Raw genomic sequence first — 15,532 nt, 5'->3', positions numbered from 1 at the left:
TAATGTATATGTAAATAAGCATCGTAACGAGAATGTACTTGATATCAGCCCAAGTGGGATAAATAAATGGAGTGCATTAAAGACTCTTGGAATAAAAGAAAATACATATATTGCTTTTGGGAACGATACGAATGATATATCAATGTTTGAAAACGCATTACATACAATTATGATTGGTTACCACGAGCATTTAGCTCCTTTTGCAAAAGAGACTATTTCATTGAGTGGGAATTACGAACAGGAAATCGCAGAAAAAATACTTACTCTTTCAAAGAAATATAGACCAATCCAAGTATAGTTCTTCTTTCAATAACTGGTGCGTTACTACAATAAGTAGTGAGGATCTATTTAGTAACTGGCAGGTTAGTAAAATATTTAAACTTAATTCAAAAATGTGCAATAAATGAAAGGGCGGGGATGAATTTGGGGAAAAGAATTTTCTATCTCATCTTTCAAATTGCAATTATTTTCGGTCTTTTTATACTTGCTTATTATTTTGTCTGGGATGAACAATTGGGGAAATCCATTATATGGGCTGTTATGATAGTAGTTGTAACACTTCTGACTTATTATACTATTGGAAAATTCATACGAGATAATAAAGATGAATGAAGCTTTCCTTTCACTAACGGGTGCGTTACTACAATAAGTGGCGGCGGTTTTTTAATAACTGGCAGTAGAGTTAAACAATAGATCTAAGCTAGTCTTTAGAGGTGAGTTCGTGATTAAAAGTATATTGAAATTTTGGGTGCCTTGGGTTATTGTCGTGATTTTAGTAGCATTTGCAAAGAGTTTATTGCTGGGCGAAGTTGTAGATTGGGATACTACTGTAACTTTGATTATAACTGGTCTCATAGGTTTTCTGACTATATCAGGAATAAAGAAGGCTATAAAAAAAGCTGAAGAATAGAACCAACGAATATCAGTGGTTTCATTTTGAAATAGATGGTGCATTACTAAAAAAGGGATTCGTTTTTGATCTAAAACGTATATAGTAGAGTGTGGGTGGAGGTGAAAATGATAAAACTTACAGTAGGGATATTTCTAACTCTTACAGCTATATTAACATACCTAAATTTAGATAATATTTATTTTCCTGTTGAAGAAAAAATAACAAATATGGATACGGGAGTTACAACAGTTTCATATAACTATCCTTCGATGTACTGGGCAATTTGTGTCATTTTAATAATTACTTTTATTCTTGGGATATACTTTATTTTAGCAAAGGAAAAGCAACCTAAAGAATGGCTCCCCTGTGATAAATCGTGAATGATTACACTTAAACTAAACCAGCTAATAGAAGCTCCTCTCTTTTGCACTATTTGGTGCATTACTTGAACAAAGGTATGACGGTTACAGGGCCGGTTCCTTTCAGATGGAGAACTTAAGATTTATAAAGGGGGATTAAAATGGCAATTGTCGTTGGGTATGCAATAGCAGTTCTTGGAGCAGTTTTGGCTTATCAGTTTGGTGAAGGAAAGTCGAAAAAGAGAAAATATAGGGTATGGGGCTTCGCTCTTATGGTGTCAATTTCCCCAGCCTTATCTTTCGCGATTGGGCTAACATACGCAGCTATCGTAGGAAGTGGTTGGGCGTCAATGATTATGTGGATCCTATTTCCCATAGGTTTCATCGTAGGACTTGTTATGTTATTTGTTGGGATATTTAAAAAAGAAGCAACAGAAGAAGTTTTGTAACTTCTTCCGCTATTTGGTGCTTTCTTGAATTAGGAATTGCGCCCTTGTTTAACTTTTGACGCAGGTAAGTTTAAATAAAGAAAACTATTTTTTAGTCACAGTATATCAAGATTAGGGAGTGATTCTTTGAGGAAAGTTTTTCTTGGTAGCATCATTTTATTAATATTAGTGGGATGTAATCAAAAAGGTAATTCTGATTGGTATGATACTAAAGAGCAAGCCATTGAATATGGGTTAGAACAAGAGGGAACCGACGAATCGGCAGTTTTATCCGTTGAAGAGTTCAAAGGGGAAACAATTGCTTTTTTTGAACACGCAGGTTCATTTGGTGTAGCGAGTATTACTGAAAATGAAAAAGGATTTAGTTGGTTTAGAAGTGAACCATATTTTGATTTTGATGTTGAAGGAGATATACCTTATACTACTAATGGTTTCGACTTTGAAACAAAAACAGGATTAGAGGTATCCGTGTTATACGGAAAAGCTTTTGATAACACTATTCAAAAAATGAAGCTGTTAGGAGATGGAGCTGAAAGAGAACTAGAGGTTTTTGATGACTCTAAATTATTTTACGCTATTCATCGACAACCATTTACGTCGTTAGAAGTTGTCCCTGTAATTAAAAATTGAAATTAAAGCTCTTTACCTATATGGTGCTTTAACAGAACAATGAGATCGTCTTATGGGGTCTTTTTTACTAAAGGGCAGGAATTTATATTAAATATGTGGAATATTTAATAAGCTCATTTAAAGGGGTCTTTTTATGGATAATCCTATTTTAAAACAAATCGGAACAGTATTTATCCCAGTAAGCAACATAGAAAAAGCGAGAGATTGGTACTGCGATATTTTAGGGCTAAAAACAGATGGAGAAATTCAGTTTGGTCATCTTTACGTTATACCTATGGAAGGTACAGGGATTGTGTTAGATAGCAAGATTTATTCAGAGGATAGAGTATTTAAAAACCCAGCATTCCACTTCAATACAAACATTGAAGAAGCATTTCATTTTATGAGTAGTAAGGATGTTAATTTGATTACAAAAATCGAACATAATCATTATTTTAATTTCAAAGATCCTGATGGAAATATTTTAATGATATGCAAATGTTAATATTAAGCTAAATGGTGCGTTAGTAAAAAGGAGCAACGCATTTGAGCGTTGCTCTTCAACAATCTAAAAATATTTTCTATAAAACTCTTGCCTTAGTCTTCCACTTAATTGAGCATAGATTCTTGTGGTTTCGCTTTTCTCGTGCCCTAGGAGACTTTGGATAACTTCAAGTGGAGCACCCTTATTCAAGAGATGAGTAGCATAACTGTGTCTTAATTGATGAGGATGAATGGTTTTATTAATTCCAGCACGATTTGAAATACGTTTAATTATGTATCTCATTTGAGCAATACTCATTCTATGTGGGGATCGTTCTGTTACAAATATAGCAGGATCACGGTCATTTCTAATATCTAAGTATTTCTTTAGCCAAATGTCGCAGCGAATATTGAAATATACCTCTCTTTCCTTATCACCCTTACCACGAACAATTGCTGACTGGTTTCCCCAATTAATACTATTTCGATTCAATGAAACAATTTCACCAATACGACACCCTGTTGAAAACATAAACTCAAATAACGCTTTTTCCATTGGAGATAAACACGCATCCCTTAGAAACTCTATTTCTCTTTCGGTAAGAAATTTTGGAATACGTTTACCAATTTTAGGTTCCTTTATTTTACTAGCAGGATTTATTTCAATAATTCCTTCCTCGTGTGACCACCGAAACAATGAACGGATAAATCTAATACGATGAGATAAACTTGATGGCATCAAATCGTTGCTTGATTCGGCTAAATAGCCTTTTAGATGCTGAGTCGTTATGTCAATCATTTTGATGTTTCCAAAATAATTAAATAATAACTTAGCTTGAAGGTTATAAGCACTTAATGTTTGAGGAGAAAAACCCTCAATTTTCTTATCCGTCTCATATGATTTTGCTGCGTCGATTAGGAACAATCTAACTCACTCCAATATGGTTTTATTAAACAGCATTACCAAATTACAGAATATAATAATATTTATAATAGTTTGAGTGAACGAATTGGTAGATAATGTTAAAATTAAATTGTTATTAAATCAAATGGCAGGTTTGTTCAACAAGCTATATCTAGTTAACCAACTGATTTACTTAATAAATAAAGGTAAGGTGGAATGATTTTTTTGAAGAGGTTATTTTTTATTATGATGTTTGTATTTTTATCTATTTTAGTTTCATGTAGTAATAACCAGGAGCAAAGTAAAGAAAAGCAATCCGAAGAACCAATCGGCCCTGAGGAAAATCATGAAGGTTCCTGGTATAGTTTTGGAAGATTTTATAGTATAGAACAAGCAACAGATATTGAAAAAATCAAAGTAGGTCCTATTACTCTTACTATTGAATCAGCCGAGTTAATTCGTGGTAATTATTATGCCGATAATATTATGGAAACATATGATCAAGGTATTATTGAATATGAAGATGAAGAACAGGAATTTGTAAATTTACTGGTTAAATTTACAACGACGGATAGTATTGAAGGTCTAACATTTGATAATAGCCATATATCTTTAGCAACAAATATGGATGATCAATTTGAGAAACCTTATAAGAACTTAAGTGGTTTTATAACAGATGGATACCTTGAAGATAATCCCAACACTTTTTCTTTTGTCTTTCCTATAAAGGGATTCAAGATTGAAGAGATAGAATTTATTAAAGTTCACGTAAAAGCACCTATTGATCAAAATGGTAATTCAGTGGGTGAAGATGCAGAAATTGAATTTGAGATTTAGATTTTCTTCAACTATTTGGTGCGTTTCTTCAAGAAAGAGATCGCACCTTCGTTGTTATTGAAAGAAAGGGCAAGTTTATTTGAAGAAAGGGGACGGTTCTTTGAGAAAGGTCGAAGTGTGTTCATATAATGAAAAATGGCCTTTAATGTTTGCCGAAGAAGTTGAAAAACTTAAACTTATTTTTGAAAATGAAATCATATATATTCATCATATTGGTAGTACATCAGTTCAAGGGCTAAAAGCTAAACCAATAATAGACATTATGCCTGTCGTTAAAGACATTGACCTTATAGATAAATACAATAAAGAGATGCAGGCAATTGGATATGAACCTAAAGGTGAGAATGGGATACCTAAACGAAGATACTTTCAAAAAGGTGGAAACAATCGCTCACATCACGTTCATATTTATCAGGTTGGAAGTTATGAAATAGAACGCCACTTAGCTTTTAGAGATTACCTACGAAATCATCAAGATGTAAAGAATAGTTATGGTGATCTGAAAGAAAAATTGTCACAACAATTTCCTAATGATATTGAATCGTATATAAATGGTAAAGCCAGTCTTGTTCAAGACATTGAAGAAAAAGCATTGGACTGGTATAAAAAATTAGAAATCATTCAGTAAATGCTGATGAACAGAGTAAAGTTTTATTGAAGTAACGGGTGCATTAGTTGAATAGAGATATAACTTTTGTCAGGAGGTATGTAGTTAACCTAAGCATTAATACATTGTTAATAAGTTAATGGTGCAATTCTAAGGAATTTCATCATTTTTTTCTGTTAAAATTAAGTTTTTCCATTTATTTCACTTATTTATGTTCACTTTTTATAATAGAAAACGTTTAATAAGTGGAAGGGAGGGGAGTTGTTGAAATTAAATGCAGATCTGCAAGAAATTTTGCAAGAAAAAACCGAGATCATCTTTAAGTATTTGTTAAAAATTGGAGCTGATCCTCGTGATGCTGAAGATATCATACAAGAGGCATTATATAAATTTATTTTATATATGGATTCAGTTGATTCTAAAAAGGCATACAGTTGGCTTTTCCGTGTTTCACTTAATAAATATTATGACATATGTAGGGAGCAGAAAAGAAAAGTTCAGGTATCTTTTGAAAACTTCGAGCTAGTTGATGATTCTATTTTGCCGGAAGACCATATTGAGCAAGATGAACTGAGAAAGGAAATCCAAGATGTACTTGACCAATTAACTCCCCTTTACAAGCAATTATTACTGTTAAAATACGATCTGGAGTTAAGTTATCAAGAGATTGCTGAAATGTTGGATTTAAACATAGGTACGTTAAAAACGTATTTATTTCGTGCTAGGAAATCGTTTAAACAAAAGTTCAGAAGGGAGCAAATAAAAAATGACTGATCATAAAGAAAGTGAAAAGGAAAAGGAACTAAATGAACTTTTTCGTGGCAATTTAAATAACAATACATTTAAAAGAACAGTTAGAAAAGCTAAAATGATAACCATTCTCCGTAACATTGTTATTACGTTATTTGTTGTATCATTCTTAGTGATCGTTTTGGGTTTTTCTTGGCTATCCATTATGAGATGGAATCAAGAGAATGCAATGCGAGATGTTGAACTATTTAGCAGAATAACTGATCCGAACGTTGAGGAGTTAGGTGTTCAAAATATGGGAAATGGACTTTTCGAGGGGATCTTAATTTTTGAACGATATAAAGAGATTGAGGGAATTCCAGTTAACTGGAGCGATGAAGTGGCTACGTATAGTATCTTTGGTGGAGTCAGTCGTTTAACAGGAGACCACACACCGATTCAGTTAACAGACGAGAAAGATGGTCAAGAAAGGTATTATGATCGTGATACTAAACAAAGGATAATGCAATTTTATCATCCAGAAGTCACATACAATAGTGTAAGGGATGACTTGAATAACTTAAATAATTTTACCGATGAAACTCAAGTTGAAATGGCCATATCATTTGAAGAAAAATTTACACCAGAAGAAGTACGTAATTTCATTCCAGAGAATGTCACACTCGAATGGTATTGGGCAGATACGTACACTAATCTAGATGTGATAGAAGAAATAGATAATGAAGTTGATCAAATACCAGCTTTTCCAGAATTAGCTACGCAAGTATATGGATTTGAACATTTGACTAATACCCCTGATAACCCTTCTCAAAGTGAAGAGGAATTTATTGAGGATATTAAAACAGGATTCAGTATAGAAGATGGGAAATATTTCGGAGAATTTCAACGGATTTATAACTATATTAAAGGGGAATCGTCCACTCTTTCTGCCGACAGTGTAAAGGTATTAGGTGTAGTTGTAACGGGAACAGCAGCAGAGTTGAAAATATTAAATGATTCGGATTTGATTCGTGCATCTGTATTAGGTGTCACAGCAGATTCAATTAAGTAGTAAATTTCAACAAACGGGCGATTGTGGAACAAGGTAGAAGCCCTTTTGCTAAAAAACCGTTTACTTTGTGCATCGAAAATATAGGGGTGAGGCAATGAAAAAAAGAGCATTTTTATTTTCACTAGTAATAGTGGGAGTTATTTTTTCAGGAGGATGCTCTGATAAAGAGTTAAAAGGTGATATACCACCAATGCCAATAGCCAGTGTTGGAGGAGAAAGTATCGAAGTTGTAAGAGCCTCCTATTGTTGGAATACTGGTTGTGTTGACAATGCTGGACCACTTGACATACTAGAGGGAAAGGTACCTTTCCAAGTTCAAAAAGGTGAAAAAATTAAAATCCAATTTAATTATGAACCGAAGCCATCTAGTATTTCTGTATCAAGAATGCTCAACGCAGATCAAGAATGGGTAAAAGATGAACTAGTAAATGATGTACTTACTGTTCCGAAAGAAGAAGGTATTTATTATTATGATTTCTTAGCGGAATGGCACTCTGAAGATGAGAGTTATTCATTAGGAGGTTCCTATTACGATTTTGTTATTAAAGTAAAATAATTCTAGCGAGTGTTATTAAGCTATATGGTGCTTTACTTGAATAGCTCCATAATCAGAAGACCTTAAATATACATCATTTTATACATTGGTGGTGTGATGGAGGTCTTTTGGGTATACAGGAAATTTACTGCCCTACCATACATGAATTTAATGCCAAATAGAAAGATACGTAAAGGTTATAAAAAATAAGAATCAATTATTAAAAACCGCACTTAGATACGTCACGGTGAACCGTATCATTAATGATGATAAAAGAGTGCAGATTTCTGCACTCTTTTTGTTATCTTATTATTCTATATATTTACTCCGATAGAGCTTCGTTCTTTTGTTAAAATGGTGGGACCGTCTGGAACTAACTTTTCATCTACTCGCCCCAGAATGCTTGGGCGATTTCTTGGCCTTGTTTGATTTTATTCCACTGTTGTTCGTGAGTAAGGTCATTTCCGCCGTCACATGATGCGAAACCACACTGGTGTGAGAGGTATAGTTTGTCTTTAGGGATGTATTTTGCTGCTTCTTCAAGCTCTGCCAAAACAGCTTCTTTATCAGCTAGACCAGATTTTTTCGATGATAAGAACCCAATAACTACCTCTGTTTCAGGTTTATCTTTGAAAGCTTCTAAGGCTACTAAGTTCCCTGCACGGTCATCGTCCCACTCTAAATAGAAACGGTCATAGTTTTGATTAGCTAAGAAGTAGTTAGCAACTTGCTCGTAAGAACCACCCATAGCATAACGAGAGCCGTAGTTACCACGACAGTTATGAGTATATACTGTTAAGCCTTTTTCATGGGCATAGTCAACTACTGCATTGTTTAAGGAAACAAGCTTTTCTGCTTGCGCTTTAACAGTTTCGTCAGTAGCTCCATCTTGAGTATAGTAGCCAATTGGGTTGTCTTTAGAGAAGCGTGCCCAAGTACAGTCATCAAACTGAAGTACTTCACCACCCACAGCAGTATACTCGTCTACGAATTCTTTCCAAGCTTGAACCAAGCCTTCACCAAGATCCTCTGTCGTTTGGTAAACATCGTTTGAATAACCGTTCTCGTCAGACATTGAACGCACAAATTCGTTATAAATTTGACCAGGTGATGGAATGGTTAATTTAACTGAATGATCCCCTGCTTCTTCACGAACACGTTTATAGTGGTCGATGAAAATATGGTTGTTAGAGTGAAGAGGAGCTACGACTTTGACGTCGATATCTTTACGAGTTTCAAATGTTCCTTCTTCAAAACCATCCGTATCATTTTGGAACTTCCAACCTGAATCACTGATTGAACGCTCCACACCATCCAAGCCCCAGACAAAGTCCAAGTGCCAGATAGAACGTTGGAATTCTCCATCCGTTACTTCTGGAATACCAGCTTCGATTTGCTTATTGACAACTTCTGTAACGGTTATTCCTTCTGTTTCTGCGTAGCCTTCTAAGTCATCATAGAAGGGATAAGTTATATCATCTCGACTTTCAATTTCGCGGTTATAAGTTTGTAATTCATCTGGTCGCAAGAGCGAACCAACAAGTAAAAAACGTTCTGATCCTGACATTTAATCAACTTCCTATTCCTTAAAATTTTGTTAAATAAAGCCTAACATAAAAACGCATCCATAGTGTAACACCTAGAGACTATCGCTTGCCATAGCTTTTTCCTATAGCAAGCTTCTTTCCTTTTCGATGGATTCTTTTAGGTAGATGAAGGTTTATTTTTGCTAACGGGTGCATTACTTATATTAGGGAACTCACTCTTGTTCAATTAACGGGACTGGGTAATTTAAGAAGAAAGTATAATTTTTGGTATATATTAGACATACCTTCTTAGTGGTGGGAGGGTTGCTTTGATAGCTGTCACGATTCTGATTGTATTATATGGTCTAATAAGTAATGTTAATTCAAAATCCGAAGAAAAGGCGAATCAAAAAAATCCATCAAAAGAAACTATAATGATGAATGAAAAAGAAATATCAATAGACTATTATAATGATTTAGAAGATAGAACAGGGGACTTAGGAGAAAGCATACGAAAAAACTAGATGGGACTATGTTTGGACTTAGTGGCATTGTATCTCTTGCTGAAGATTTTCCAACTCAAGTGATCTATTTAGTGCCCATTAAAGAAACAACTTTAAAAGAAAAACAAAATAAAAAATGAAATTCATAACATAATTAAATCGAAAAATTTTAGTAATGAAGAGACATTTGAAATAGTATTTGAAGGAAGATATAAATAATTAGTTGATTATAAAAATGTTGATTTTTACTTAGTTGAAATGAAGTGGGATGGTGACTAAATATGAAAAAACATATGAAAAAATTTACTATGCTTGGGAAGGTAATTTATTGGTTAGGTTTTCTATTTTTTATATCAGGATTCCTTTTTAATGAGAATGGTGTGATGGCAGAAGATATTCCAGAAGTCTTCTATCCTTTTTCCTTATCATCAATCATAATAGGGATAATCCTAATGGTTAGTTCTCATTTCTTTAAAAAGAAAAAATAGTTCCACTAAACTGGTGCATTAGCGAAAGAAACATTAACGAGGTAAATGGCAGGCTTGTTTAAGAGTGTTGTTTAACTTGTGTTCAACAATCGGTACACTTTTACTTAATTTTAAAAGGGGGTTAAAAAGTGTGGATGTTTGTGTTGGCAATAATTATTTCTTTTGGGGTCGCATTTGGATTTTTTGATGATAAGAAAAAGTAAAAGAAAAGTTAATATGACTAACTGGTACTGTTACTACAATAAGCTGATCGACATTTAGTCAATCTGCTAATTTGCATTTTGAATATTTTAATTACATATTATGGATATTTTGTTAATATTGTATATAGCTCTTTAAAAAGGCAGGTTTCTGGAAGAAGGGTTATAAAAAAATAAAACTTTCGTTTAGCGATAGGGGAGTTTATGTGTATATTACAAATCCAGCAGGTTTTCAGAACAGATTTCTAGCAAGTTTTTTAGATATCATTATTATTTTTTTGGTAACAGGAACTTTATCACAACTTCTGTACGGGGTATTTTACGATGGTGACAATTATTACCTTACAGATTCATTGGGTTTCCTCTATTACTTGTTATTGCCTATTTTCTGGTACGGGTACACATTAGGAAGAAAAATGGCTGGTAATCGTATTGTCAGAATAGATGGTAGAAAAGTTGGGATTGGCACAATGGTATTGAGGAATATTGTAGCAGGCGTTGTCTATATTATGACTTTAGGAATAGGATTGATTGTAAGTGCTTTTATGGTAGGGATAAGGGAAGATAAGCGTGCAATTCACGATTTTATTGCACAAACATATGTCACAACAGATCCACCAATAAACTCTTAATTGTAAAGCACTTCAACTATCTGGTGATATTCTGGCATATGTGTAATCGCTTCCTTCCCATTTTGGAGTAGATAATCTTAATAAGAACTGACAAATTGTAGAGAATAAGGGGCAAAAATATAATTGAGGTGAAATGTAAATGGTTAAGAATTGCTTATTCTTATTAGGAGCTTTATTATTTGCTGTTACTTCTCTACAAAGCGTTCAAGCAGAACCTGCATCCAATATTGAAGATGATTATGTCACAACTGAGGATATAATTGAAGACATAGTATTTCCAACTATAGATAAAAAAGTTATTGAAAAGTATGGGAGCGAAGATGCTTTTGGTTGGCAACTGAGTAGAATTGTTGGAATAGATTATAACAATAATCATTCCTATGATCTATCTATGCAAATTAAAATAGATATAAAAGATAACCCACATAAATTTACCGAGGATCTAGTTAAAGTAAGAATTTATCCTTCTTGTGATAGTGAAAAGATTGAGTGTGACCACGGTTTCAAAATAGAAATGTTAGATTATAAACAACTAACACAATAGAGCGTGTCACTTTTGTACACTTGGATTGAACTAACTGGTGCGGTGTTAAAAAAGACAATCATCTCAAAACGATTGTCTTTTACTTTATTAAAAGATTTTTGAATATTATAGTAGTATTAAGTTTAGAGGAGAGATTTAGATGATGCTTTTAGGACCTTTTCTAATGGCTCTTATACTAAAGTCGTATGTTCGTTGAAGAAGCATTGAATAAAGTCTCTATTATTGTAATACTTGAAAGTAAAATAATTATTAGGGAGGTATGATATGAAAAATACATTGTTAATGACAACAGAAGCTTCCTATTCATTAAATTTTTTGGTTTATATCCAAAATATATTTTTAAATGGAAATCAGGGTAATAATGAATTGAAATTCCCTTACATACCGACAAAGTGTGAGTTTCGAAAAGACTTTGAAATGCGTTATAGAGAGTTGTGGGCTGAAGTATCCAAGCAGATTTCTGAACAACCAATAGTTGACCTGAAATTTTTTACGGAGGAGAAAAACTTGTATTATCAGAACTTATTCGTTAAAAATGATGATACTTTAAATGAATTTAATGCAATATATCAATCCTTTAAATCATGGTGGGGTAGTTTTGCTGGGCGTTTTTCAATAGAAAGGTCTATTGACGGCTATGGACAAGAAATTTATGCGGAATTAGCGAACTCGCTTTTAGAAAAAGGAATTAAACCTAAAAAGGATTTGTATATTAGTTTAATTTATGGCGAATGTTTATTAGCTGATTTAGAACCCTCTTCTTATTTTGCAGTTCTTTCAATCAGAGATTTTGTGAATTACAAAGAGTTAATCCCAAAATTACAGTTAAGTATTTATTAAGCAAAATGGTGCGTTAGATTTTACCTAGATATGATTGAGCCGCAATGGGCTACTATCTTGAAGTAGGTCTATAAGTATTTTATAAAACTAGCTTAATAAATTCCTTTGTTCTTGATTTAAGGAGAGTTGTATTTATATGTCTGAACATAATGACGATTCATTTCGTGATATGAATATGAAACAAAAAGTAGGAACAGTTGTAGGAGTTACGCTCTTTATAGCCGTGGTATTAGGTTTAATTATAGGGATGTACCTGTTTGGAATGGCGGGTATTTTTGAATTGCTAGGTATTCAATATACTTCTGTTTGGTCTTTAAGTATTTTTGTTGTCAGTTTTTTAATACTGGCTTCTATTGTCGAACTGTTTTCTAAACCAATTTCTGGTCTAATTACAGAAAGAATAACTGGGAAATTTGAGGTTTTGTTTATCCAGTTTAGTATTCAAAGTCTATCAAATTGGTTATGTCTTTTTATAGTAGATGTGTTTATGAGCAGTATTACATTCACTTTGAGAACAGGGTTTATAGTTGCGATATTACTGACTTTACTTGAAATGGCATTCGAAGAGAAAGAAAATAAGAATGAATCTTAGAAGGACCATGGGGACAGGTTTGTCCCAATTAGTTTTAGGTTAACTACGGGACGGACGATGAACCTGTCCCCGTGGACCCCATCACTTTAAATAAAAAGAAGAGCCATCAATAATTTCAACATCTTTCCTTGTTCTCACTTCATCCATTAATTTAAAAAGCGCCTCATCTTTCCTCTTCGCCTCAATCATACAGTCAATTTGTGGAACACTACCGCTTATTCCTTTAAGAAATTTAAAAAACATTTCGATGTCTATATAATCTGAATGATGGCGGAATGCTTTAATACTCTTAGGACTTGATATATGCATTTTTATTGGGAGCGGAGAATGCTTCCATGTCTGTACAACTCTATCCCAGTTGGCTTCCCAATTTGGATCTTGGTGATGGGCAAGATGGTGATGATAATCGAAAGCGAGAGGAATACCTAGTTTTTCACATAAGTAAAGCGTGTCTTCTAAAGTAAAGGAAGTATCATCGTTTTCAAGCATGATCATTTTTTGAATCACTTTTGGGACGTCCATCCAATTATCAACAAACCGTTCCAGTGACATTTCGGTATCTTTATAATTGCCACCAACATGCATGACACAGCGATGTGTTGGGTCAATTCCCATTCCCTTTAATAATAAGTAATGCAGCTTTAATGTACGTATTGAGTTTTTCAAGATATGCTTTTCTTTTGAATTAATCAGAACAAAGTGGTCCGGATGAAAATCAATTCTTATTCTACTTTTTTTCGCGAAATCTCCAATCTCATGAAGCGATTCTTTTAATGGCTTCATATAATTCCAATCAAGGAGCTCTTCGTGGTTTGCTAAAGGAATAAGGTGAGAGGTTAGCCGGTAAAAATGAATACCAGACCCTGCATTATGTTTTAACAGTCTAAGTGTATTATGCAAATTCGATAGTGCAATACGTTCTAATTTACGAATGGCTGCTTCTCGATTAGTAATTTTATTGAATTGGGTAAACGTCATTTTTTGCGATGGGGATGCATTTTTAAGTTCCATACTCATTGCGACATAACCAAGTCGTACAATCGTCATATATTCCACCTCATCCGTTTTATTTACTTTGTTGCAGTGGTTATCTTTCCACAAATGAACCTAAAATACGTTTGACTTTCCAAAAGTGGTGTTGTTATAAAATTTAACTTTTCCAGCCTGTCTTTTTTAAGAAGCGGAGTGTCGTGCAAAAGTTAAAGTGTTTGGTTGATTTGCATCTGTAACCCTCATGCATTTTCTATATAGACGAATCAAATATTCATCCTATTCTCTGATTAACCGCGCATGGGTAATCAGCCTATCATTTTAAATACGGTACCAAAAAATAGTATTAGCACCCATTCCGGTATAACGGGTAGAAAATGGTCGACTGCAGTGACCAGGATAAGTCCCTCCTAAAGTTTGTGGCGTAAATAAATGTGGTTAAAGATGCACCGATATAGTCAAATCGCCACCCCTCGATAATAAATTGGCATTCATTCGCGTTTGGCAGGTAAATATAATAAATTACAATGTTATTAATCATGCCGATTTTTTTGAACTTGCTGTGTTCGCATTTAAATTCCCCTTGATTCTTATTTTTTATGTATGTAGGGCAGGACAAGGGGACTGGTACACTGTCCATGTTCTTAAACTCAGATCTTTTACATATATTAACTCACTCTTACAGTCTAAGACAGTGAACCTGACCCTAATCCCTTAGTGAAAAGGGGAAGTCATATAAAAAATCTATCTTTAATGTAACCACTGAGTTCTCTGATGGGATTCGATATATCTAATATGGACATGCAACTATTATGATATAATACAGCTTAAAGTAATATTCCTACTTTATTTTATTATGACTATATTTACTATAGTCAGGCACAAGTAAAGATAGTTTCATTTAAATCTCCTTACCAGAATGGAATGAATCAAAGTGTTGGGTTTTGACCTGTATTTTTACGAACATCTAGAAAGAGGTAGTTACTATTGAATTATAAGTTTCGTTGGTCCTTCTATATGGTAGGCATCATGATCTTCAGTTTGGGTATTACAATGACGATAAACATGCAGCATTTGGGGATTCACCCGTGGGATGTGTTGAATGTTGCATTCTTTGAGAAATTTGGTTTATCCATTGGATCATGGAATATTATTATTTCATTAATTTTGATTGTCATTTCGTGGCTTTTTGATAAAAGGTATATCAAAATAGGGACCTTTGCCAATGCTATATTGGTCGGGGCATTTGTGGATTTTTATATGTGGCTGGGTTTTCTTCCGGTTGCAACCAATACATGGGTGGATATTCCTTTCATGATTTTAGGAATTATTGTAATGGGCTTTGGTGGCGGTATGTATAATGCTGCTGGTGTTGGTTCAGGTCCAAGGGATGGGTTTATGCTTTCCCTCGCTGATAAATTAGGTGCGCCTGTTGGAAGGGTACGGATCATTACAGAGAGTATTGTACTTGTTATTGGTCTTCTTATTGGTGGACCAGTGTTCATCTTTACATTCATTTTTACTTTCATACAAAGTCCAATCTTTCAATTTATTTATTTGAGATGCGGCAAATTTGTGTTGAAGATGGATTATACGAATAATCGAACGAGCGAACGTGGAGCATAAAAATAGATAGGCATTGCCTGTCTATTTTTTTTTACCTAAAATTGAAATGTAAAGCGATATTCTTTGTAGGAAACGTAATTTTATCATGGAGAAAGTTCTGTTTTTTAGGGTGTAT

The 15,532-nt window shown here is 33.8% G+C and carries 22 protein-coding genes and 1 pseudogene; 19 read left to right on the top strand and 4 right to left on the bottom strand.

The window, feature by feature from the left end:
* From BV906_RS10925 to BV906_RS10895, 7 genes are all read left to right on the top strand, one after another.
* A partial coding sequence (locus tag BV906_RS10925; protein ID WP_176330321.1) for an HAD family hydrolase occupies nucleotides 1-298 on the top strand: 298 nt, incomplete at its 5' end.
* 125 nt (nucleotides 299-423) lie between these two features.
* Nucleotides 424-612, top strand: a complete 189-nt coding sequence (locus BV906_RS10920; protein WP_087973537.1) for a hypothetical protein — start codon at nucleotides 424-426, stop codon at nucleotides 610-612.
* 109 nt (nucleotides 613-721) lie between these two features.
* Nucleotides 722-910 (top strand): hypothetical protein, encoded by a 189-nt coding sequence (locus BV906_RS10915; protein ID WP_087973536.1) that lies wholly within the window; start codon nucleotides 722-724, stop codon nucleotides 908-910.
* Between the two features lie 107 nt (nucleotides 911-1,017).
* Entirely contained in the window at nucleotides 1,018-1,272 is a 255-nt protein-coding gene (locus BV906_RS10910) for a hypothetical protein (RefSeq protein ID WP_087973535.1), read from the top strand.
* A 140-nt stretch (nucleotides 1,273-1,412) separates the two neighbouring features.
* Nucleotides 1,413-1,700, top strand: a complete 288-nt coding sequence (locus BV906_RS10905; protein WP_087973534.1) for a hypothetical protein — start codon at nucleotides 1,413-1,415, stop codon at nucleotides 1,698-1,700.
* A 126-nt stretch (nucleotides 1,701-1,826) separates the two neighbouring features.
* A complete protein-coding gene (locus BV906_RS10900; protein WP_087973533.1) occupies nucleotides 1,827-2,330 on the top strand; it encodes a hypothetical protein in 504 nt (167 codons plus the stop codon).
* A gap of 133 nt (nucleotides 2,331-2,463) precedes the next feature.
* Nucleotides 2,464-2,814 carry a VOC family protein gene (locus BV906_RS10895; RefSeq protein WP_087973532.1) on the top strand — a complete coding sequence of 117 codons (351 nt, stop codon included), beginning with the start codon at nucleotides 2,464-2,466 and terminating at the stop codon, nucleotides 2,812-2,814.
* Nucleotides 2,815-2,877: 63 nt separating this feature from the next.
* Here BV906_RS10895 and BV906_RS10890 read toward each other — a convergent pair whose 3' ends face one another.
* Nucleotides 2,878-3,717, bottom strand: a complete 840-nt coding sequence (locus tag BV906_RS10890; protein ID WP_087973531.1) for a tyrosine-type recombinase/integrase — start codon at nucleotides 3,715-3,717, stop codon at nucleotides 2,878-2,880.
* Between the two features lie 204 nt (nucleotides 3,718-3,921).
* On the opposite strand from BV906_RS10890, the gene BV906_RS10885 reads away from it, so the two are divergent.
* From BV906_RS10885 to BV906_RS10865, 5 genes are all read left to right on the top strand, one after another.
* Nucleotides 3,922-4,533: a hypothetical protein gene (locus BV906_RS10885; RefSeq protein WP_140321984.1), complete on the top strand. Its 612-nt coding sequence runs from the start codon at nucleotides 3,922-3,924 to the stop codon at nucleotides 4,531-4,533.
* 100 nt (nucleotides 4,534-4,633) lie between these two features.
* The gene (locus BV906_RS10880) at nucleotides 4,634-5,161 is read left to right on the top strand and encodes a GrpB family protein (protein ID WP_087973529.1); all 528 of its coding nucleotides are present in this window, start codon (nucleotides 4,634-4,636) and stop codon (nucleotides 5,159-5,161) included.
* A 243-nt stretch (nucleotides 5,162-5,404) separates the two neighbouring features.
* The gene (locus BV906_RS10875) at nucleotides 5,405-5,914 is read left to right on the top strand and encodes an RNA polymerase sigma factor (RefSeq protein ID WP_176330320.1); all 510 of its coding nucleotides are present in this window, start codon (nucleotides 5,405-5,407) and stop codon (nucleotides 5,912-5,914) included.
* Nucleotides 5,907-6,941 carry an anti sigma factor C-terminal domain-containing protein gene (locus tag BV906_RS10870; RefSeq protein ID WP_087973527.1) on the top strand — a complete coding sequence of 345 codons (1,035 nt, stop codon included), beginning with the start codon at nucleotides 5,907-5,909 and terminating at the stop codon, nucleotides 6,939-6,941. The genes BV906_RS10875 and BV906_RS10870 overlap by 8 nt, the downstream gene beginning before the upstream one ends.
* A gap of 94 nt (nucleotides 6,942-7,035) precedes the next feature.
* Nucleotides 7,036-7,497: a hypothetical protein gene (locus BV906_RS10865; protein WP_087973526.1), complete on the top strand. Its 462-nt coding sequence runs from the start codon at nucleotides 7,036-7,038 to the stop codon at nucleotides 7,495-7,497.
* A gap of 364 nt (nucleotides 7,498-7,861) precedes the next feature.
* Here BV906_RS10865 and BV906_RS10860 read toward each other — a convergent pair whose 3' ends face one another.
* On the bottom strand, nucleotides 7,862-9,043 hold the full coding sequence (locus tag BV906_RS10860) for a uroporphyrinogen decarboxylase/cobalamine-independent methonine synthase family protein (RefSeq protein ID WP_087973525.1): 1,182 nt from the start codon (nucleotides 9,041-9,043) through the stop codon (nucleotides 7,862-7,864).
* 288 nt (nucleotides 9,044-9,331) lie between these two features.
* On the opposite strand from BV906_RS10860, the gene BV906_RS10855 reads away from it, so the two are divergent.
* From BV906_RS10855 to BV906_RS10830, 6 genes are all read left to right on the top strand, one after another.
* Nucleotides 9,332-9,526 carry a hypothetical protein gene (locus BV906_RS10855; RefSeq protein WP_087973524.1) on the top strand — a complete coding sequence of 65 codons (195 nt, stop codon included), beginning with the start codon at nucleotides 9,332-9,334 and terminating at the stop codon, nucleotides 9,524-9,526.
* A gap of 272 nt (nucleotides 9,527-9,798) precedes the next feature.
* The gene (locus BV906_RS10850) at nucleotides 9,799-9,993 is read left to right on the top strand and encodes a hypothetical protein (RefSeq protein WP_140321983.1); all 195 of its coding nucleotides are present in this window, start codon (nucleotides 9,799-9,801) and stop codon (nucleotides 9,991-9,993) included.
* Between the two features lie 406 nt (nucleotides 9,994-10,399).
* Entirely contained in the window at nucleotides 10,400-10,825 is a 426-nt protein-coding gene (locus tag BV906_RS10845; protein WP_087973522.1) for an RDD family protein, read from the top strand.
* A gap of 139 nt (nucleotides 10,826-10,964) precedes the next feature.
* Complete coding sequence (locus BV906_RS10840) at nucleotides 10,965-11,369, top strand: hypothetical protein (protein ID WP_087973521.1); 405 nt, start codon at nucleotides 10,965-10,967, stop codon at nucleotides 11,367-11,369.
* A 264-nt stretch (nucleotides 11,370-11,633) separates the two neighbouring features.
* Nucleotides 11,634-12,209, top strand: a complete 576-nt coding sequence (locus BV906_RS10835; RefSeq protein ID WP_087973520.1) for a hypothetical protein — start codon at nucleotides 11,634-11,636, stop codon at nucleotides 12,207-12,209.
* Between the two features lie 136 nt (nucleotides 12,210-12,345).
* Nucleotides 12,346-12,801, top strand: coding sequence for a YrvL family regulatory protein (locus tag BV906_RS10830; protein ID WP_087973519.1), 456 nt, complete (start codon nucleotides 12,346-12,348; stop codon nucleotides 12,799-12,801).
* A gap of 81 nt (nucleotides 12,802-12,882) precedes the next feature.
* Here the strand turns inward: BV906_RS10830 and uvsE are convergent, their stop codons facing one another.
* Together uvsE and BV906_RS20265 are read right to left on the bottom strand one after the other, a co-directional pair.
* Entirely contained in the window at nucleotides 12,883-13,848 is a 966-nt protein-coding gene (gene uvsE, locus BV906_RS10825) for a UV DNA damage repair endonuclease UvsE (protein WP_087973518.1), read from the bottom strand.
* A gap of 269 nt (nucleotides 13,849-14,117) precedes the next feature.
* Nucleotides 14,118-14,286 (bottom strand): annotated as a pseudogene (locus tag BV906_RS20265) (purine-cytosine permease family protein); the annotation flags it as partial.
* A 492-nt stretch (nucleotides 14,287-14,778) separates the two neighbouring features.
* On the opposite strand from BV906_RS20265, the gene BV906_RS10815 reads away from it, so the two are divergent.
* Complete coding sequence (locus tag BV906_RS10815; protein WP_087973517.1) at nucleotides 14,779-15,417, top strand: YczE/YyaS/YitT family protein; 639 nt, start codon at nucleotides 14,779-14,781, stop codon at nucleotides 15,415-15,417.
* Nucleotides 15,418-15,532: the final 115 nt, after the last annotated feature.

Source organism: Oceanobacillus rekensis, assembly GCF_002153375.1.
In the GTDB taxonomy this organism is placed as follows: domain Bacteria; phylum Bacillota; class Bacilli; order Bacillales; family Amphibacillaceae; genus Oceanobacillus; species Oceanobacillus rekensis.
Note: the sequence above shows the minus strand (reverse complement) of the source record. Positions and strands in the feature narration are given on the sequence as shown.